The following is an 18,713-nucleotide window of genomic DNA, read 5'->3' as shown; positions in this document are numbered from 1 at the left end:
CTGTGTTTCTTTGCTTAATGCTGCACCAATGCTGAGATTGATCGCAGGAATTAGCTCCGATGACCGAGACAAGATCCCCTATCCCCTATCCAGAAACCCCAGATTCTACAGCCCAAGCCCCGCTAATGGTCAAGCTACGAGAGGTAACAAAAACCTATCCCAATGGCAACCGAGGGCTGTTTGCTGTCAACCTAGAAGTGCCACGAGGAGACTTTCTGTTTATCACTGGTGCTTCTGGTGCTGGCAAGTCAACTTTGCTAAAACTTCTCTATGGTGCGCAACGTCCGAGTTCCGGAGAGGTAATTATTGATCAGGTCAATGTCGGACAACTAACAGGTGACCGCTTGTTTTTGCTGCGTCGCCGTTTGGGCATCGTTTTCCAGGACTACAAACTCATTCCCACACGGACAGTCTCAGAAAATATCGCCTTTGTCTTGTGGGCCCAGGGTTTCACCCGTAAAGAGGTGAAACGACGGCTACTGCCTACTTTAAAGTTAGTCGGTTTGCCTCACAAAGCCGATTGTTTTCCAGAGCAACTTTCTGGAGGAGAGCAGCAACGGGTGAGCATTGCCCGTGCGATTATTGGAACACCGCCCTTGTTACTGGCAGATGAACCAACTGGTAACCTCGATCCCGATAATTCTTGGCGAGTATTGAAAATTCTGGAAAAACTTAACGCTGCTGGTGTAACGGTAATCGTCACCACTCATGATGAGCGCTTAGTGAAGAATTCCCATCGCTCAGTCGTACAGCTACGAGAAGGGCGCTTATATAGAAATTTTTGAGCATTCACTCTGTTGTGTTGCACAAAAACTCAGCTTTCTTCACTTTGTTGCTGAGCATCTTTCAGCCAAGCGGCATATAAATCAGGGCGACGCTCATTGGTTCTTTGAATCTGTTGTGCTTCTCGCCAGCGGGCAATTGCCGCATGATTTCCCGAAAGTAATACATCTGGAACCTTCCAGCCCCTAAATTCCGCTGGTCTCGTATACTGAGGATAATCTAGTAGCCCTGCTTCAAAACTCTCTGTTTTCAGAGAATCAGCCTTACCTACTGTTCCTGGTAGTAGTCGCACGACACCGTTAATTAGCGCCAAGGCCGGAATTTCCCCACAGGTCAACACAAAATCCCCTAAAGAAACCTCACGGGTTACTAGGTTTAGAACTCGCTCATCAACTCCTTCATAATGCCCGCAAATCACTACTAGTTGGTCGTATCCCTGGGCTAATTCTCCCAACAGGCGTTGGTTGAGGGATTTTCCTTGAGGTGTCATTAGAATGACGTCTCGTCTGGGTAACACTGGCAATGAGTCTACAGCCGCAAAAATTGGTTCCGGCTTCATCAACATTCCGACACCGCCACCGTAGGGTTCATCATCGACTCGTCGGTGTTTGTCGGTAGCGAAGTCGCGGGGATTCACACAATGCACTTCGGCAATTTTTCTAGCTAGTGCTTTACCTAGCAGCCCCGAACTCAGGGGAGAAGTAAAGAAATCAGGGAACAGAGTTACAAGATCAAATCTCACAGGGCATTAATCGTGTTTCGAGCATCGAGGTGAGAACTGGGAAAAAGCTGAAGGAAGTATGAGTTGGGAAATTAGTTTCTTTAGCATACTTTAACCTTCCTAGAATAATCTGCTCTCTGACTATCATTGAGCGGATCCTGATTAAGATTACCGCAGAACGCCAAGTTAAAATCGAGCCGGAATTTATGGTACTAACTCCAAAGTGCAGGGAAAAAGATGATAAGATAAATCGCTACATCCAATCTCACAAAGGGTTGTAGCTAATCTCAGAGAACAAAAAACCTTGATGGATATGTATGGATAGTTGAGTAACTAGTGGAGTTGCAGTGTGATGGCTTTTACAGAACAAGCCTTTGTACTGAAAACTCATTTGTTAGCTAATAGTTGTCCTTAAGCATGCTTGGTTCCTAGAGGTTACTGGTTCTCTAGGCAAAAATTAGGAGAGGGAATATTCCCGCGTCCTAGGGCAAAAAATTAATTACATGATTTGGCATGCTTTATGAGAAGATAGCAATTTAAATAAGGAAAGATTGCCACTTTGATTGGCGTTTATTCATCAGGTGCAAAAATTGAGACTGAAATTGTTGACAGGATTAAAGCAGAAATTGCCAATTGTTAAAATCGGTAATGACCTGGTCTTTAGTTTGTCTGCGGTTTTTGTCAGCCATAGCCTACTGAGTAGTTGAGCCAGAGTCAAATTCGGTATGAAGTGGCGCTTTTCTTGAAAAGCACTAATCAAGAATTTAGATCACCTCATGCCCAAAACCGACATTATGCTGCAGTTAGAATCTCAATTGCATGGGACTAGGATGCCTCAATCCACTAAAACCGCTATTTTAGTAATTGGCGGTGCTGAAGATAAAGTTCATGGACGCGAGATCCTGCACAACTTCTTTTGTCGTGCCGGGTCAGATGAGGCTAGGATCGCGATTATTCCCTCAGCTTCGCGAGAACCGGTACTCAGCGGAGAACGCTACCAGAACATTTTTGAAGATATGGGGGCCAAGGAGATCAAAGTTCTTGATATCCGCGAACGCGAACAAGGCTCAGATCCCTACTTCCAGGAATACATAGAAAATTGTACCGGGGTCTTTATGACTGGTGGGGATCAATTAAGGCTTTGTGGGCTACTGGCAGACACGCCACTCATGGCAAAAGTGCGGCAAAGGGCACATTTGGGTGAGGTTACCCTGGCAGGTACTAGTGCCGGAGCTGCGGTCATGGGTCACCACATGATTGCTGGTGGTGGCAGTGGGGAATCACCAAATCGTTCATTGGTAGACATGACTATGGGACTGGGGCTGATCCCGGAGGTAATTGTGGATCAACATTTCCACAATCGCAATCGCATGGCCCGTCTAATTAGCGCTGTAGCTGAACATCCTGAGCGTTTAGGGATGGGAATTGACGAAGATACCTGTGCCATGTTTGAGCGAGATGGTGTATTACAGGTAATTGGAAAAGGCAGTGTGACAATTGTCGATCCAGGAGAAATTTGTTATACCAACTATACTGAGGTCAATGCCAACGAGCCGATCAGCATTCATAATTTAAGAGTGCATATTCTTAGTCATGGCAACCGCTACCATTTACATAAGCGTACCCTGATTCCCCAGGACGGCTGAGTTCCTTGCTATTCAAAACTTCTAATCGAAACAATGCACTAAGCAGAGGTTTACATTTCTCCCTTACTCACCGTCTTCGCGTCCGAGTAGTCTCTATTGCTTCACTCTGCTTAAGCGGTGCCTTCGATCCCAGCGAAGGCATCGCAAAGGGATGGCCCAAGGGCAAACGACCCCAGCGAAAGAACAGCGAAGGGATTGCTCAAGGGCAGACGAACCTGAACCCCAAGCAAATCCACGGTTCAGCGAGGGGTGGGGGAGCAATGACCCCCCGACTACCGACCAGAGAAAAGGGACAAGGGAAAAGGGAATCTTTTTCTCAATTTTCCACTAACCATTCTCTTCTAGTGATAAATTCCCGGTCTTGCCAGCGTGGGATAAATCAAGACTCAGTTTTCTTAAAACTTGGTACGACAGTATTGTGGCGAACTGGAAGTTATTTTCTCGTTTTGTCTCTATTGCCAAGAAAACTGTTCTCTGTGAACAGTTTAAGAGCTTTTGCCCGCGAGACACTAGTAGCTAATACTCCAATTCTCTGCCACTGCTCTTATTCAAAGTTGAAGCAAGGTCACCTAATATGAAGCCGTTCCCCTCTGAGCAGCAGAAACTTTATGTTCACTCTCAACAGGTCCCGCAGTGTATTTCTGTGATGTCACCTCAGTTAATTAATGCGTTCTCAGGACGACTTTGGATTGTTTCTTAAAGCTAAGGGGATTTAGATGTAACCTTCTAAACTTAACACTTAGGTAGTATCTCAAGATCCAAAATCGATTATTGCTGAGTGAGAAGAAAATTGTCCCGCCCCTGGTTTTTTGTTAAAGCTCCCCTCGCTTTCTCAAGCGTTCAGGTTTAGTTTTAGCAGAATCAGTACCCAACGAGTTTAGTTATTGTAAGGGTTTTGGAATCAAGGAAAAAGATGGCAAACCCCTATTGCCCGCTTGAAAAAATTCTAGCTCCCTTGTTTAGAGAGCTCACTGAAACCCAGACCATAGCAAGTTGGGCTCTAAAGGCGTATTTTCTATAATTACTTCTTTGGGTTTCCTTGCATATTCTTTGTCATAGGTTATGAGAATTCTGAGAATCCAGACGTTACGCGGTCCTAACTATTGGAGTATTCGACGCCATAAACTCATAGTCATGCGTCTCGATTTAGAGGAACTCGCAGACAGTCCCTCTAATGAAATTTCCGGCTTCTATGAAGGAATAATCACCGTACTCCCTAGCCTGGAGGAACACTATTGTTCTCCAGGTGTCCGGGGGGGGTTCCTCAGTCGGATCAGAGAAGGCACGATGATGGGACACATTGTCGAACACGTCGCCCTAGAACTGCAAGAAATGGCAGGCATGCAGGTGGGGTTTGGTCGCACCAGAGAAACGGCAACACCAGGCGTCTACCAGGTAGTATTTGAGTATATCGATGAACAAGCAGGTCGTTACGCTGCCAGAGCAGCAGTGCGGCTGTGTCAAAGCATAATCAATACCGGCACCTATCCCGAAAACGAGTTGCTGCAAGACCTGAAAGACTTAAGAGAACTTGCTAGTGATGCAGCTCTCGGTCCTTCTACAGAAGCCCTTGTCAAAGAAGCCGAAGCCAAAAATATTCCCTGGTTACCTCTCTCTGCCAGAGCAATGATTCAGTTAGGCTATGGTGTCTATCAAAAGCGAATTCAGGCAACCTTGAGTAACTACTCTGGGATTTTAGGTGTAGAGCTTGCTTGTGATAAAGAAGGCACCAAACAGGTTCTGCGTGACGCAGGTGTACCCGTGCCACAAGGCACCGTGGTGCAATACCTAGATGAACTCGAAGCGGCAATTGAAAATGTCGGTGGTTACCCAATAGTGCTTAAGCCTCTCAATGGCAATCATGGACGAGGTATTACCCTTGACATTAATAGTTGGGATGAGGCAGAACAAGCCTACGACACTGCTAGGGAAATCTCTCGTGCCGTGATTGTTGAAGGCTTTTATCCCGGCACTGACCACCGGGTTTTAGTCGTTGAAGGCAAATTAGTAGCAGTGGCTGAGCGCATTCCTGCCCATGTGACTGGAGATGGCAAATCCACCATTGAGGAACTGATTGAGGAAACTAATCTTCATCCCAGTCGTGGTGAAGGTCATGATAATGTTCTCACCAAGATTGTCGTAGACCGCACCAGTTTGAATTTATTACAACGCCAGGGATACACAGTTGAGAGTGTTCCCCACAAAGGTGAAGTTTGTTACTTGCGAGCAACTGCTAATCTCAGTACGGGCGGCATTGCTGTAGACCGAACCGACGAGATCCATCCGGACAATCTGTGGCTAGCTCAGCGGGTTGCCAAAATTATTGGTCTGGATATAGCGGGAATCGATATTGTCACGCCAGATATCAGCAAGCCTCTGCGAGAAGTAGGCGGAGTGGTGGTAGAAGTAAATGCAGCTCCTGGTTTTCGGATGCATGTTTGCCCTAGTCATGGTCTTCCCCGGAATGTAGCAGCACCAGTACTAGATATGCTGTTCCCTGCCGGACAACCGAGCCGTATTCCCCTCGTTGCGATTACAGGCACCAACGGCAAAACCACAACGACGCGCTTGATTGCCCATATCTATCGACAAACCGGGCAAGTTGTCGGCTATACGACTACTGACGGTATTTATATTGATGAGCATTTAGTAGAAAAAGGTGACACTACTGGTCCCCAAAGTGCTCAGGTAATTCTCAAAGACCCGACTGTTGAGGTGGCAGTACTAGAAACTGCTCGTGGTGGTATCCTGCGTTCGGGCTTAGCGTTTGATAGTTGTGACATTGGCGTAGTATTGAATGTTTCTGCTGACCACCTAGGGATTGGCGACATTGAGACAATTGAACAGATGGCCCGCGTTAAGAGTGTGGTTGCTGAATCAGTAAGTCCCAGTGGCTATGCCATACTCAACGCCGACGATCCTCTGGTGGCAGCAATGACTCAACGGGTGAGGAGTCGAGTGGCTTACTTCAGCATGAACCCAGACAATCAATTAGTGCAGGAACACACCCGGCAAGGTGGTCTGGCGGCAGTATATGAGAATGGTTATCTGTCAATCCTTAAGGGAGATTGGACACTGCGGATTGAACAGGCTGTGCAGTTGCCGGTAACCATGTCGGGATTAGCACCTTTCATGATTGCTAATGCCTTAGCAGCAAGTTTGGCAGCATTTGCTCAGGGAGTTTCGATTGAAGCCATTCGCTCAGCTTTAAGAACATTCCGGGCTTCCGTAGATCAGACACCGGGACGGATGAATTTGTTTAATCTCGGTCGCTACCATGCCCTGATCGATTATGCCCATAACCCTGCCAGCTATCAGGCGGTAGGGAGTTTTGTCCGTAATTGGCCAGGAGAGCGTCTTGGGGTGATTGGAGGCCCTGGGGATCGCCGTGATGAAGACCTTATTGAACTGGGAAAACTCTCTGCTAAAGTGTTTAACCGGATTATCGTCAAAGAAGACGATGATCGACGAGGGCGTCCCACAGGCGAGGCTGCAGAGCTAATTGGTCAGGGCATCAGGCAAGTGGATCCCGACTGCCAGTATGAAACCATCCTTAAGGAAACAGACGCGATCAACACTGGCTTAGACCAAGCCTCCGCTGGCGGTTTAGTCGTGATCCTGCCGGAATCTGTCACCAGGGCAATCAGCCTGATTGAGGAGCGTCGCCCTCTGCCGGAGAATATCTCTGAGCAGATTGTGGTTGAACATCAACCGAATTTAGTTAAAACACCGGAAGTGTATTAATCAGGGGCAAATCCCGACCCAGGATATTTAGTGGGGAGCACAAAAGGGTTTCTACTATTTAGTTACGATATTGACATTTATTCAGTAACCCACTAAATACACCAAAATTTTTCCTGACCGCTCAGGGAATTGCCTAAAAAACAAATATAGCCTTGACTAGATTAGCTTGATCTATCGAGATCAGAACTAAAGCCCCTTAGTACTTAAGTCCTGGGTTGGATTTTTAGCCTGTTCTGTGACAACTACTAAGGGCTATCTTGCTCTGGTTCCTCTTGATCAGAAGCTGGCTTATTCACTTCATCCTTGAAGCCTCTCAGGGTTTTTCCCAGAGCACTGCCAATTTCCGGAATTTTCTTGGGTCCAAAAATCACTAGAGCAATAATTAAGATTACGCCCACTTCAGGCCACCCTAAACCAAACATACTGCTTTCCTGTCAACTCTCTTTCACTAACTATAGACACTAATGGTGAAAATAAGCGTCAGGTCAGACCTGTTCGTTGTGTATGAACCCTTAGAGTTTTCTGGAGTAGAGTAGCTCAATCAAAAACTAATATTTAACAATCGGCAATCCTATCTTTTAGGAGTAAAGATCGTCAAACGGTCTTTACTCCTGCCAGAGGTGTTCTGGAGCAGGACTAACTGATATTCTTAAGCTATACACTTTGTCACTTAATCCTGTCTGATCATATGTGAGTCAGGATTTGTCTTACATTTCTGCAATGTCAAACACGTTGAAACCTTCCCTGCGAGAACAACAGCACCCTGTAATTTGCCAACTAGCTGACTTGATAGAAACTATCTGGCAAGAGCAGTTGGAACTTGAGCCTTATCACCTACCAGCAGATTTAGGGTATGTAGAAGGACGCTTAGAAGGGGAAAAACTAACGATTGAAAACCACTGCTATCAGACAACTCAGTTCCGGAAAATGCATCTGGAACTGGCGAAAGTTGGTACAACGTTGGATATCTTGCACTGTGTAATGTTTCCTCGCCCCGAATATGCCTTACCCATGTTTGGCTGCGATTTGGTTGGAGGAAGGGGACAAATCTCAGCAGCGATCGTTGACCTATCTCCTGTTAATTCTGAGCGCATTTTACCCGAAAATTATCGTCTTGCCCTACAAACATTGCCAATAACTGAGTTTTCTCAGCAGCGGGGATTGCCAGATTGGGCAGATATTTTTTCTGAATTTTGTTTGTTTATTAGACCAGATGGCCCAGAGGAAGAAGCTCATTTTCTTTCACGGGTTGAGGGGTTTCTCAAAATTCATTGTGCCTACGCTGCCCAGGCTTTACCTGTATCTCCAGAACAACAAGCAGAAATTCTTTTGGGTCAACGCTACTACTGCACTAAGCAACAACAAAATGACAAAACGCGCCGTGTGCTAGAAAAAGCTTTTGGCGCTGAATGGACTCAACGTTACATGACATCAGTACTATTTGACATACCAACACCGTAATGGTGACGGATAGTTTGTCTAAATCAAATGTCAGAGCGGTAGTATATGAGCTTAATCAACGTCAAGATAAGAATAGTACTGAGACTTTTTTAGCTAACTTTAAAAATACTAAATCATAGCTTGGTTAGCTAGTTACACTTTGACTAATTAACTAATTATAATTGCTTCACCCTGATAGGACTAGTGAATTTGTAATTATAAGTTTCCCCGCTGTGTTTTCAGAGTGACATTAACGCCTTCACTTGATTGCTCGAGTACCAGCAAAGGAGTCGGTCTCGCTTTTTGATCCCAGCTAATAGAGACAATGCGACCTTGAATGGTTGGCTGCCAATTTTCATTGTCTGGTTTCAGAAAATTTTCTACACAGTCAATAATCTGGCTAATAGTTGCCGAAGTTGCCTGAGTGGGCAGTTTTGTTAATCTGATTTGAATGCGAAAAAGCACCGCCAGAGAACGCTTTTCTCTGCTTTCTGTCTGGTACATCACATCAAATATCTGATCTACTTGACGACCTGAGGTACTAGCCAAGCCAATAGAAGTTTCCTTGCCCTGAGGAGGTCGCAGTGCCGTACTAATTAACTGTTTAATCCTCATTTTAATCTGATTGACAATTGCAAAGTGAAACACTTCTTCTTCCATGCGCATTCTGAGGTAGTCCAGGTTGAATTCTCGTGAGTGAACCAAATCAGGATTAGCCTCCATCTTACGGATGGTGTGAAGAGCTAACTTCAACTTTTTCTGAACGTCTTGGGTTTTAAACTGCTCCAATCTAATCTTTCTAGCCATAGACTTTAGTTGGACTTTGCCATAAACTGCCAGACCAATAAGTGTGAAGAATAATATCAGGCAGACAAACATCCAGATCTGTCCAGAGGACACAGTAATTGTTGCCTTGTTCTCAGGGGGCGGTGAGGGAAAGATTTGCGAGATCACAGAAGTTTCAGCTAATGCAGAATCTGCAAAAATGATAGGAGTGGAGTTAATCACGTTTTGAATAGAACTCGACATCTATTTTTAGAATGCCCCTAAGACCCAGATTTTGCTCATTGGAGTAATCAAAAAAGAGGTCTTAGGAAAGGAAGATTTTTGTGTTGATGGGTGAAACTGAAGAGTTATTAGTCCATGATTGCCCATAATTACTCCTTGACTACTAGTTAAAGATTGAGAGTTATCTAGGGAGTCCAGTAAGATAGGCAACAATTGCTCGTTACCTGCACTAAGTAGACCTGTCTCCCCCCAGAGATGCTGGTTCTGTTGTCGAGTCATTAGCCGGGGTTAGGTAGCCCATAACAAGGTACTCCGGAAATTTGTCAGTATAGCTATCTAGCTCAAGATTGTGCAAATCCAACCCATTCCCGTTTTACTCTATTAAAAATTAGTCAAGGAACAATGGCCATTGCCCTCATTAAGGAAAAACAGCTAAAGCGCCGCCCCTGAGTTGGTCTAATTAATCCTTCCGGGATTCGTGGTTAAGAAAAATTGCCCATGCCTATTTACTAAGGTGTCTTTACTTAAGGTCAACTTCTACAAGAAGACAAACTTTAGTAAGTGTGAGCATGCCTAAGCAAAACAGCCCAACGGAGTAGTACAGTTCTCTAGATGAGGCAATTGTATACTGTTTAATTTGAACTTAATTAGGCTTAAAGTTAATGGATACTTTCGCACCAATTGCTCAAGCAAAAACTCAAAAAAGTTTGAGTAATTTCCGTCTGATTGCTACCGACATGGATGGCACTTTGACACAGCAAGGAAAATTTACCTCCAGTTTGTTTCAAGCCTTTGAAGATTTGAGGGTAGCCAATATCCCTGTACTGATTGTTACAGGCCGCTCAGCTGGGTGGGTCAGTAGTTTAGTGAATTACTTGCCCATAGTAGGAGCGATCGCCGAAAATGGAGGTATCTTCTATTCTGGTCAAAGAGAAGAGTCTGTAGCTTTGTCATCTATCCCTGACTTAGTGGCACACCGACAACATCTGGCAGAGGTCTACCAAAGCCTAAAGGCAGAATTTCCTGATCTTCAAGAGTCGGCAGACAATGGCTTTCGGCTTACTGACTGGACATTTGAGAATTGCAACTTGACACCAAGTCAGCTAAAAACTCTAGAGTCTCGATGTATTGCCAGGGGTTGGGGTTTTACCTACAGTTCGATACAATGCCACATTAAACTAGCCTCTCAAGACAAGGCGACTGGTTTGATGCAGGTCTTAGGCAAGTATTTTTCTGAGTACACTCTTGAGCAAGTTCTGACTGTTGGCGATAGTCCGAATGATGCTAGTCTCTTCAACGCCAAACTTTTCCCCCTTTCCGTTGGAGTCGCTAATATCTGGCATTATGCTTCGGAGCTAATTTATCAACCAGCTTATGTCACGACAGCAGCAGAAGGGGAGGGATTTTGTGAGCTGGTGCAATACTTGCTGAGTGAGCCAGTTATCGCTAGCTAACTTAATTGACACTCCTCAGCCTAAAGGCTTGAGGGTTATTAGTTCAGCTAGTCCACTTAAACTAAATGCCTCACGGTGAAGAGCAAGATAGATGGTTCTCTCCCTAAGGTTTTAACCCATTGCAGAGTTGATTCGGGTATGCCCTACCCTAGCTTGAGAATACTAAAGTCCGTTGTTTCTCTTTGCTTGGTGCTTAAAGATTTTACCTGCACAAGCGTTCCTGTACAGAACTCCATATCTTTAGACTTCATCAGTGCGTCACCTTCCGGCACTGGGTGTTTTAAGAGGTTGATTACCCTAACCTCGGAAGTAATCGTATCAGAAAGCCGTCCTAGAAAGACGGGGCTTTAAACCCATAACCAAGGGTAAAATGATGAAGTCAATACTCACGAGAATAACTCGTATTTATCCTATTTAGAATCTTAAAAGTACAGACCAAGCAGTTTGCAGGCACTACCTGACTTCTTTGTAAATTATTGGCGTCCTTGAATAGTTTGACTGCTCAAGTAGTATTGACATCTCAGAAAGTTTGGTGAAATAAAGATTATGTCGCTAGTTGTCCAAAAATACGGTGGTACTTCCGTTGGGTCAGTTGAACGTATTCAAGCTGTTGCCCAGCGAGTGACGAAAATTGCCCGAACCGGAAATTCCCTAGTTGTCGTCGTTTCCGCGATGGGTAAAACTACCGATAGTTTGGTGAAACTAGCTCAGGCAATTTCTCCTCATCCCTGCCGTCGGGAAATGGACATGTTGCTGTCCACTGGCGAGCAAGTAACAATTGCGCTGCTGTCTATGGCTTTGCAAGAATTGGGGCAACCAGCAATCTCCTTGACAGGTGCTCAGGTGGGCATTGTCACGGAAGCACACCACAGTCGCGCTCGCATTCTTAATATCCAAACCCAGCGAATTTCGCGGCACCTCAACGAAGGTAAAGTTGTCGTAGTTGCTGGTTTTCAGGGCATCAGCAGTACTAATGAGCTAGAAATTACCACCCTTGGTCGTGGTGGTTCTGATACTTCAGCGGTAGCCCTAGCAGCGTCCTTAGGAGCTTCTCGGTGTGAAATTTATACTGATGTACCAGGAATTTTGACCACTGATCCCCGCCTAGTGCCAGATGCTCAACTGATGGATGAAATCACCTCAGATGAAATGTTGGAACTGGCTAGTTTGGGGGCCAAAGTACTGCATCCCCGCGCAGTGGAAATTGCTCGCAATTACGGTCTTCCTTTGGTGGTTCTGTCTAGCTGGACGGATGAACCTGGTACATTCGTAGTCTCTCCAGCGCCTCAGCCTCGTTCCTTAGAAGGTATGGAGATTTCCCAGTCAGTAACTGCCGTAGAATTTGATAATAATCAGGGGAAAGTGGCACTGCTGAGAGTTCCAGATTACCCAGGTGTGGCAGCCCAGTTATTTGGAGAGATTGCCCGTCAAGAGCTGGATGTGGATTTAATTATCCAGTCAATTCACGAGAGCAACACTAACGATATTGCCTTTACCGTCAATAGTGGCATTCTCAAACGAGCGGAAGCAGTAGCGGAAGCGATCGCACCTGTTTTTCGCTCTCAACCCACAGCTAATCCCCAAGAAGCTGAGGTGATGGTAGATCGGCACATTGCCAAAGTCTCGATTGCTGGTGCTGGCATGATTGGCCGTCCCGGTATTGCGGCAGAGATGTTCACTGCCTTAGCCACGGCTGGGGTTAATATTCAAATGATTTCCACCTCTGAGGTAAAAGTCAGCTGTGTGATTGACTCCCAAGACTGCGATCAAGCGATCGCTGCTCTTTGCCAAGCCTTCAAGGTGGCAAGTTCCCCAATCCACTTGTTAGCAGCAGGTGAGGCAAAAGACACTGCTGTATCAATTGCCAAATTCCAGCCTGCCGTGAGGGGTGTGGCTCTCGATCTTAACCAAGCTCGTCTGGCAATTCGCTTTGTTCCAGATCGTCCCGGCATGGCAGCGCGGGTTTTTGGACTCTTGGCAGAGCGAAATATCAGTGTTGATATGATCATTCAGTCTCAGCGCTGTCGTGTGGTTAAGGGGTTTCCTACTCGCGATATTGCCTTTACGGTGTCTCAAGTAGACGCTGAAGCTGCTCAAATGGCTCTCCAAGAACTAGCACCAATTCTGGGGTGTGGTGAGATTCTCCTCAACCGAGAAATTGCCAAAGTTAGTATTGTTGGTGCCGGAATGGTAGGACAACCTGGTGTCGCCGCGCAGATGTTTGCCGCGCTAGCTGAACACCAAATTAACATTCAAATGATTACCACCTCAGAAATTAAGATTAGCTGTGTAGTTGACCAAGATCAGGGAGTCATGGCTTTGCAAGTTATTCATCAAGCCTTTGGTCTTGCTGGAAATAAAAAAATTCAAGTTCCTGCTTGAACTCCTGTTGCTACTCTACAGCTCGGCGCTTTATGAGGGTAACTTTTGGTTAGTCCTGTTTAATTATCGGGACTAGCTGTGTTACCAGGACTAGCTTGATTACCAGGGCTAGGTTGGTTACTAGGACTAGAATCCGTTTGTCCAGGAGAAGTTTGGGGACTGGCTGGAGTTAGTCCAGGTATTCCTGGCGGTGTTTGTCCTGGGCTTCCCGGCAAGGGTATCTCAGTAGAATTGGGTACGCTGGGAGCGAAACCAGGAACGCCTGTTGCTGGTGGCTGCGTTGGCAGACTCCTAGGAACCTGCTCAGTATCTCCCGGTAGAGTTGCTAGAGCGACGCGATCGCCTCCTACTTCCCGCAAGACATCCAGTACTTGCACTACCTCGTTGTAAATAGCATTTTCTGAAGCATACAGAGCCATCACCCCCTGAGGGTTCTCCTGACGATAGTTCTGTAGTTTTTCAATGAACTGCTGTTTGGTGACAACTGGTTCTTGTTCTACGTAAACTTCGCCAAACTCATTAAGGCTGACAACCAAGATTTGTCGTCCCTGTTGGGTTCCGGTGCTTGCCTTGGGCAAATCGATACTGATTGCCTGCTGGCGAGACAAGCTCACTGCCGCTAGGATGAAAAACGTCAAAATACAGAAAATGACATCGATTAGAGGAACAATCTCAATCCTCACTTCTTCAGCCTGAGCATCACTGCGAAGCCTCAGAGGACGAGTTGGCATCGGAGAAATAACTGAAGCCGCTTTTTTATTCATAGAAACAAACCGTTGGGGAGCTGTTGCCATCTTATCGAAGCTAGTGAGTAAGGGCGTTAGAGATGATTTACTTTTCTGTCACTTCAGAAACTTCTGCTGGATGGGGCTTTGACGAAAGCTCACTATCTTCCATTGCTAACCAATATTGCCGATAAATTAACTCCAGCTCACCCCCAGCCCTGCGGAAAATTTTTACTTGATTGTGCCAAAAAGCTTGGAACAGTCTGTAGAAAGCTAGACTAATAATTGCAACAATTAGCCCTGTTGCTGTACTAATCAATGCTTCCGCAATTCCTAGCGTCACTCCAGAAGTTGAGGCTGTTCCCAAATCACTAATCCGAATTGAACCCAACGAGTTAATCAAGCCTAAAACTGTACCTAGCAGTCCTAATAGCGGCGATAGAGCAATTACGGCTTCTAGCAGCTTGTCTCCTCGTCGCATTGCAGCCAACTCATCATCAGCAGATGTCTCTAGTGCTAGTCGAAACACTTCTGGATCCGGGTTATCTAGTTTTAAGGGAGCGTAGAGATATCGCCCGATAGGCTGTCGCCGCGCCCGAAGAGCCATCTCTTTTGCTGCTTGCCAGTTGCGAGTTGCCGCCTCTAGGGTGCGATTGACAACAGCTCCTTCTTTCAAGGAAATGCTTGCCCAAAACCAGATGCGCTCAAGGATTGTACCTAAAGCGAGGATCGATAAGACCAATAGTGGCCACATCGACACCCCGCCCTTTTCAAAGAGTTCAACTATATCCACCGTTTACTTTTACCTCCCTTGATTGCTTTTGTTTGTAAAGTGCAAGCCATTCCAATTTTATGATGTTTATTATTTATTAAATTTTTTTGTCTGATTGCTAATTACCATCAACTTCGCTTTTACTAAGATTTCTACTGCTCAAGAATAGTGGTTAATCCCCTTTGAGCTATTACCTAAATTCCCAGCTATCAGGTTCCATATCGCTGATATTGTTCTACTGTGTCTGCTGATTAACGACAAAAAGCAGTTGGCAATTGTAACTAGTTCCTCCTCTGGAAAGACTAGGTTCTTATCAATAGGCAGGGTAAATACCCTAAACAGTTTCAGTGATCATAGATATGGCCAAACTCTACAATAATGGCGGGTTATCCACACCAGCAATCACTGAGATAATTTGGCACGATTAAGAGTAGCTTTAGGAAAAAGACATGAACAACTTTTCTATTCAATCTATCTACAACTGGTATCGCAACACCATCAGGAATCCCAAGTACCGTTGGTGGATTGTCCTAGGAACACTAGCGTACATTTTTAGTCCGATTGATATTGCTCCGGACTTTATCCCAATCCTAGGGCAGATTGACGATGTACTAGTTTTAACAATGCTGGTTTCCGAAATTTCCCAGTTGCTAATTGACAGCGTCAAATCTCGCAAAGACGAGAAAGTTACTGCCAGCACTAATAACACTGCCGAAAAGACAGTGGATGTCGATTCTGTGTCAGTTTCGTAACCGTCATAGGCCACAAGCATCAATTAATAGCCTCGCTGCTGTATTGGTCTTACCTGTTTAGACTACCGCTAAGCGAGGATATTTTTTTATCTATAAATAACCGCTACTCTTGTTATTGCACAGAGAACCAGGCATTTCTTGACAGGGAAGAAAGCGAAAAGCTGAAGACGAGATTAACTTGTCACCATCACTTGCCTAAGATTTCCATGCCGCCACTACACATCTTTAGCCAATGCGTAGAGGTATATATCAACAATGAGGGCGAACGACGGGACTCGAACCCGCGAGTGGTGGAACCACAATCCACTGCCTTAACCACTTGGCTACGCTCGCCGTACCGTATTTAAGTATAACATCTGGTGAGTTAGTAGATCTACTCTTTCTCAGGAGTTAGTCTGGAATTTTCCGTCCGACAACTGTAGTAATACAGTATTATATAGTCAATAAATTAAGATGAAAGCTTTGCAAGTTGTTACAGCCATGGTTTGTGGAGTGGCTTTAGTTGGTCTAGGAGCATCACTGGCACTGACCAACCCTGGTAGAGATGCTTATCAAAACTATGCTGTTGAACAGTTGAGCAAGTATCTCAAAGACGAAGTGTGTACAAAGGCACCAGAGATCAAATCTTTGCAGAACCTGATCCAAGGCAATTGCACAACGATTATTGACACGGGACGCCCCTTAATTGGGCAAATTATTTCCAAGAATACAACACGAGATAACTTTCTTCTGTTTAGCATTTACCAAACCGATTTAGATATCGGTGCTTCCTTGCCTGCTTATGAGTTTAAAACCATAGGGGTTTTTCAGCAGTTCTATATCTACGAGGCTCAGAAACAGTAATACTAGAGGATATTGGCTAAGTGTCCTAGTAATGAGCTATTGTGTCATTCCTGGATGTTTTAATCCTCCAAATCAAGATTCGGCGTTATTTTGCCACAGTTGTGGCTCTAAGCTATTGCTCAAGGAGCGATACCGTCCCCTTAAACCCATTGGTTACGGTGGCTTCGGGAGAACTTTTTTGGCAGTGGATGAAAACATGCCCTCTCAACCCCACTGCGTAATCAAGCAATTATTTCTGCAAACTCAAAACGGCTTAGTCTTAAAAAAGGCAGTGCAAATGTTCCACCAAGAAGCAGAACATTTGGAACAATTGGGACAACACCAGCAAATACCTACACTCTTAGCCCACTTTGAACAAAATAGACAACTGTATCTAGTACAGGAGTGGATTGAAGGGGAGACTTTAGAGCAAGAATTGCAGCAAGTAGGTGTGTTTAGTGAAACGCAAATTGGGGAACTATTGCAGGGTTTGTTACCAGTCCTCCAGTTTATCCACGATCGCCAAGTAATTCACAGAGACATCAAACCAAGTAATATTATCCGACGCCAGAGCGATCGCTTGCCAGTGTTGATTGATTTTGGAGTAGCTAAACTCATCAGTGGCACAGCCTTACTCCACACAGGTACAGTAGTAGGTACTGCTGAGTATACCGCTCCTGAGCAAAGCAAGGGCAAAGCTCTTCCTGCTAGTGACCTCTACAGTTTAGGAGTTACCTGTATTCACCTGCTGACCAACACTCCTCCTAGAGATTTGTTTGATATTATCGATAATCGGTGGGCGTGGCGAGAGCATTTACCGGGTAACACTCGACTTAGCGATCGCTTAGCTCAAATCCTCGATCAATTATCGGAAACTACCCTTAGAAAGCGCTACCAATCTGCTGATGACGCCTTACAAGCAGTGGTAAAGCTGTCCCCGATACTGAAAAGGGGAATATCTCCACTTGCGGGAACTAATTTTTCGGTTAATCACTGGCAAAGAACTGCTGCTAAATCAGAAGCGGAGAACTGGACTTCAGCCGTAGGGGTTGACTATCAGTATTTGCAGAATTTTCTAGCCACTGGTAAATGGCAACAAGCCGATGAAGAAACCCGAAGAGTCATGTGTCAGGCATTGGGTAAGCCTCTTAGCAGTTATCTCCACTCGGGCGAAATTAGCCAGTTGCCCTGCAAAGACTTGTGGATAATTGACCAACTGTGGCTAAAGTACAGCCAGGGACGCTTTGGTTTTACTGTGCAAAAACAAATTTATGAAAACACCGCTGGTGAAGAGTACTGGATTTTCTGCGATTGCGTCGGTTGGCCAACCCATCAACCTCATTTCCTAGATGCAGTAATGATGTTTAGCTGGCAAGCACCCGTGGGACACCTGCCCTCTCGTCGCTGGGCAGGTGGGTTTAGTTGGTGGCGTCACGCTACTGCCATGGCTGAAAAGTTGAAACAATGCGGCATTGGCTGATGCTGAAATACTCTTTTGCTAACCAAAGAGAAAGGTACAAGCAGCAGGGTAGAAAACCAGCTCAAACTCCTAAAAAATATCCTTCTATAAATTTGTTCTTAAAACATTATCCTCTAGTTAGAGAATGCTACCGGTCAACTCTATCTTAAGATGCAGGTTTTGTTAAGCTCCGTGATTTAAATTGGTTTGTGTGGTCGAAATTTGCTGGAAACTAAATAATTTAATTGACAACTTTTCCCACAAATTTTTAGCTAAAAACCCTTCTACAATCATCAAAATAAAAGGAGTACTATCTTGTTTTTTCACAAGAAAGAAACCATCGTCAAATCCGTCAATATTGATGAAGCTAACCCTCGCTATGCTCAGCTACTGTTAGAACAGTTCGGAGGAGCAACAGGTGAACTTTCTGCTGCTTTGCAATACTGGGTACAGTCCTTTCATGTCGAAGATGCTGGCATCAAAGATATGCTTCAAGATATAGCGGTAGAAGAGTTTAGCCATCTAGAAATGGTCGGCAAGCTGATTGAATCTCATACTAAAAACGTTGATCAAACAGAGGCATTTAAAAGCACACTTTTTGCCGTGAGGGGTGCTGGACCACACTTTTTAGATAGCCAAGGTAGTGCTTGGACAGCAACTTACCTCAATGAAGGTGGCGATGTAGTACGTGACCTGCGAGCCAATATTGCAGCGGAAGCTGGCGCACGCCAAACCTACGAATCATTGATCAAGGTGGCACCGGATCAGGGAACTAAAGAGACACTGGTTCACCTCCTAACCCGTGAGATTTCTCATACCAAGATGTTCATGAAAGCCCTAGATTCGCTAGGTAAACTAACTGACCCATTCTTTGGTAATATTCAGCCAGATGAAACAGTAGATATTTACTACAATCTGTCTACGAATGGTCAAGATGAGCGTGGCCCCTGGAACTCTGACGAAAACTTCAGATATATTGCTAATCCAGTTCAGGAAAAAGCGTAA

At 45.1% G+C, this 18,713-nt stretch carries 15 protein-coding genes and 1 tRNA gene; 10 read left to right on the top strand and 6 right to left on the bottom strand.

What is annotated here, in order from left to right; translation table 11 throughout:
- Window positions 1-59: 59 nt before the first annotated feature.
- Complete coding sequence (ftsE, locus tag ACT7WV_RS06770; RefSeq protein WP_445102172.1) at window positions 60-785, top strand: cell division ATP-binding protein FtsE; 726 nt, start codon at window positions 60-62, stop codon at window positions 783-785.
- A 29-nt stretch (window positions 786-814) separates the two neighbouring features.
- On the opposite strand, the gene trmD is transcribed toward ftsE, so the two are convergent.
- Entirely contained in the window at window positions 815-1,525 is a 711-nt protein-coding gene (gene trmD, locus ACT7WV_RS06765; protein ID WP_445102171.1) for a tRNA (guanosine(37)-N1)-methyltransferase TrmD, read from the bottom strand.
- A gap of 773 nt (window positions 1,526-2,298) precedes the next feature.
- Here trmD and ACT7WV_RS06760 point away from each other — a divergent pair.
- Together ACT7WV_RS06760 and cphA are read left to right on the top strand one after the other, a co-directional pair.
- Window positions 2,299-3,150 carry a cyanophycinase gene (locus ACT7WV_RS06760; RefSeq protein ID WP_445105590.1) on the top strand — a complete coding sequence of 284 codons (852 nt, stop codon included), beginning with the start codon at window positions 2,299-2,301 and terminating at the stop codon, window positions 3,148-3,150.
- Between the two features lie 1,062 nt (window positions 3,151-4,212).
- Window positions 4,213-6,894 (top strand): cyanophycin synthetase, encoded by a 2,682-nt coding sequence (cphA, locus tag ACT7WV_RS06755; RefSeq protein WP_445102170.1) that lies wholly within the window; start codon window positions 4,213-4,215, stop codon window positions 6,892-6,894.
- A gap of 245 nt (window positions 6,895-7,139) precedes the next feature.
- Here cphA and tatA read toward each other — a convergent pair whose 3' ends face one another.
- Window positions 7,140-7,316, bottom strand: coding sequence for a twin-arginine translocase TatA/TatE family subunit (gene tatA / locus ACT7WV_RS06750; RefSeq protein ID WP_445102169.1), 177 nt, complete (start codon window positions 7,314-7,316; stop codon window positions 7,140-7,142).
- A 298-nt stretch (window positions 7,317-7,614) separates the two neighbouring features.
- Between tatA and ACT7WV_RS06745 the strand changes: the two genes are divergently transcribed.
- Complete coding sequence (locus ACT7WV_RS06745; RefSeq protein WP_445102168.1) at window positions 7,615-8,355, top strand: phycocyanobilin:ferredoxin oxidoreductase; 741 nt, start codon at window positions 7,615-7,617, stop codon at window positions 8,353-8,355.
- A 195-nt stretch (window positions 8,356-8,550) separates the two neighbouring features.
- Here the strand turns inward: ACT7WV_RS06745 and ACT7WV_RS06740 are convergent, their stop codons facing one another.
- Window positions 8,551-9,363, bottom strand: a complete 813-nt coding sequence (locus ACT7WV_RS06740; RefSeq protein ID WP_463424150.1) for a hypothetical protein — start codon at window positions 9,361-9,363, stop codon at window positions 8,551-8,553.
- 641 nt (window positions 9,364-10,004) lie between these two features.
- On the opposite strand from ACT7WV_RS06740, the gene ACT7WV_RS06735 reads away from it, so the two are divergent.
- The gene (locus tag ACT7WV_RS06735) at window positions 10,005-10,796 is read left to right on the top strand and encodes an HAD-IIB family hydrolase (protein ID WP_445102166.1); all 792 of its coding nucleotides are present in this window, start codon (window positions 10,005-10,007) and stop codon (window positions 10,794-10,796) included.
- 546 nt (window positions 10,797-11,342) lie between these two features.
- Window positions 11,343-13,178: an aspartate kinase gene (locus ACT7WV_RS06730; RefSeq protein ID WP_445102165.1), complete on the top strand. Its 1,836-nt coding sequence runs from the start codon at window positions 11,343-11,345 to the stop codon at window positions 13,176-13,178.
- A gap of 59 nt (window positions 13,179-13,237) precedes the next feature.
- On the opposite strand, the gene ACT7WV_RS06725 is transcribed toward ACT7WV_RS06730, so the two are convergent.
- Complete coding sequence (locus tag ACT7WV_RS06725; RefSeq protein WP_445102164.1) at window positions 13,238-13,942, bottom strand: ExbD/TolR family protein; 705 nt, start codon at window positions 13,940-13,942, stop codon at window positions 13,238-13,240.
- 67 nt (window positions 13,943-14,009) lie between these two features.
- Window positions 14,010-14,696, bottom strand: a complete 687-nt coding sequence (locus tag ACT7WV_RS06720; RefSeq protein WP_445102163.1) for a MotA/TolQ/ExbB proton channel family protein — start codon at window positions 14,694-14,696, stop codon at window positions 14,010-14,012.
- A 428-nt stretch (window positions 14,697-15,124) separates the two neighbouring features.
- Here ACT7WV_RS06720 and ACT7WV_RS06715 point away from each other — a divergent pair, with 428 nt between their 5' ends.
- Window positions 15,125-15,427 (top strand): YkvA family protein, encoded by a 303-nt coding sequence (locus ACT7WV_RS06715; RefSeq protein WP_445102162.1) that lies wholly within the window; start codon window positions 15,125-15,127, stop codon window positions 15,425-15,427.
- A gap of 260 nt (window positions 15,428-15,687) precedes the next feature.
- Here ACT7WV_RS06715 and ACT7WV_RS06710 read toward each other — a convergent pair.
- A tRNA-His gene (locus tag ACT7WV_RS06710) sits at window positions 15,688-15,760 on the bottom strand.
- 120 nt (window positions 15,761-15,880) lie between these two features.
- Here ACT7WV_RS06710 and ACT7WV_RS06705 point away from each other — a divergent pair.
- The 3 genes from ACT7WV_RS06705 (at window position 15,881) to ACT7WV_RS06695 (ending at window position 18,713) form a co-directional block, all read left to right on the top strand.
- Window positions 15,881-16,270, top strand: coding sequence for a DUF4359 domain-containing protein (locus ACT7WV_RS06705; protein WP_445102161.1), 390 nt, complete (start codon window positions 15,881-15,883; stop codon window positions 16,268-16,270).
- 31 nt (window positions 16,271-16,301) lie between these two features.
- A complete protein-coding gene (locus ACT7WV_RS06700; RefSeq protein WP_445102160.1) occupies window positions 16,302-17,729 on the top strand; it encodes a protein kinase domain-containing protein in 1,428 nt (475 codons plus the stop codon).
- 294 nt (window positions 17,730-18,023) lie between these two features.
- Window positions 18,024-18,713, top strand: a complete 690-nt coding sequence (locus ACT7WV_RS06695; RefSeq protein WP_445102159.1) for a manganese catalase family protein — start codon at window positions 18,024-18,026, stop codon at window positions 18,711-18,713.

The sequence above is a fragment of the Symploca atlantica LB2515 genome (genome assembly GCF_052546295.1).
This window is presented reverse-complemented; position numbering and strand designations above follow the sequence as displayed.

Excerpts from the sequence above, each read along its gene's own strand:
- ftsE (WP_445102172.1), top strand. The coding sequence starts at position 60 with ATGACCGAGACAAGATCCCCTATCCCCTATCCAGAAACCCCAGATTCT.
- ACT7WV_RS06760 (WP_445105590.1), top strand. The coding sequence starts at position 2,299 with ATGCTGCAGTTAGAATCTCAATTGCATGGGACTAGGATGCCTCAATCC.
- cphA (WP_445102170.1), top strand. The coding sequence starts at position 4,213 with ATGAGAATTCTGAGAATCCAGACGTTACGCGGTCCTAACTATTGGAGT.
- tatA (WP_445102169.1), bottom strand. The coding sequence starts at position 7,316 with ATGTTTGGTTTAGGGTGGCCTGAAGTGGGCGTAATCTTAATTATTGCT.
- ACT7WV_RS06745 (WP_445102168.1), top strand. The coding sequence starts at position 7,615 with ATGTCAAACACGTTGAAACCTTCCCTGCGAGAACAACAGCACCCTGTA.
- ACT7WV_RS06740 (WP_463424150.1), bottom strand. The coding sequence starts at position 9,363 with ATGTCGAGTTCTATTCAAAACGTGATTAACTCCACTCCTATCATTTTT.
- ACT7WV_RS06735 (WP_445102166.1), top strand. The coding sequence starts at position 10,005 with ATGGATACTTTCGCACCAATTGCTCAAGCAAAAACTCAAAAAAGTTTG.
- ACT7WV_RS06730 (WP_445102165.1), top strand. The coding sequence starts at position 11,343 with ATGTCGCTAGTTGTCCAAAAATACGGTGGTACTTCCGTTGGGTCAGTT.
- ACT7WV_RS06725 (WP_445102164.1), bottom strand. The coding sequence starts at position 13,942 with ATGAATAAAAAAGCGGCTTCAGTTATTTCTCCGATGCCAACTCGTCCT.
- ACT7WV_RS06715 (WP_445102162.1), top strand. The coding sequence starts at position 15,125 with ATGAACAACTTTTCTATTCAATCTATCTACAACTGGTATCGCAACACC.
- ACT7WV_RS06705 (WP_445102161.1), top strand. The coding sequence starts at position 15,881 with ATGAAAGCTTTGCAAGTTGTTACAGCCATGGTTTGTGGAGTGGCTTTA.
- ACT7WV_RS06700 (WP_445102160.1), top strand. The coding sequence starts at position 16,302 with ATGAGCTATTGTGTCATTCCTGGATGTTTTAATCCTCCAAATCAAGAT.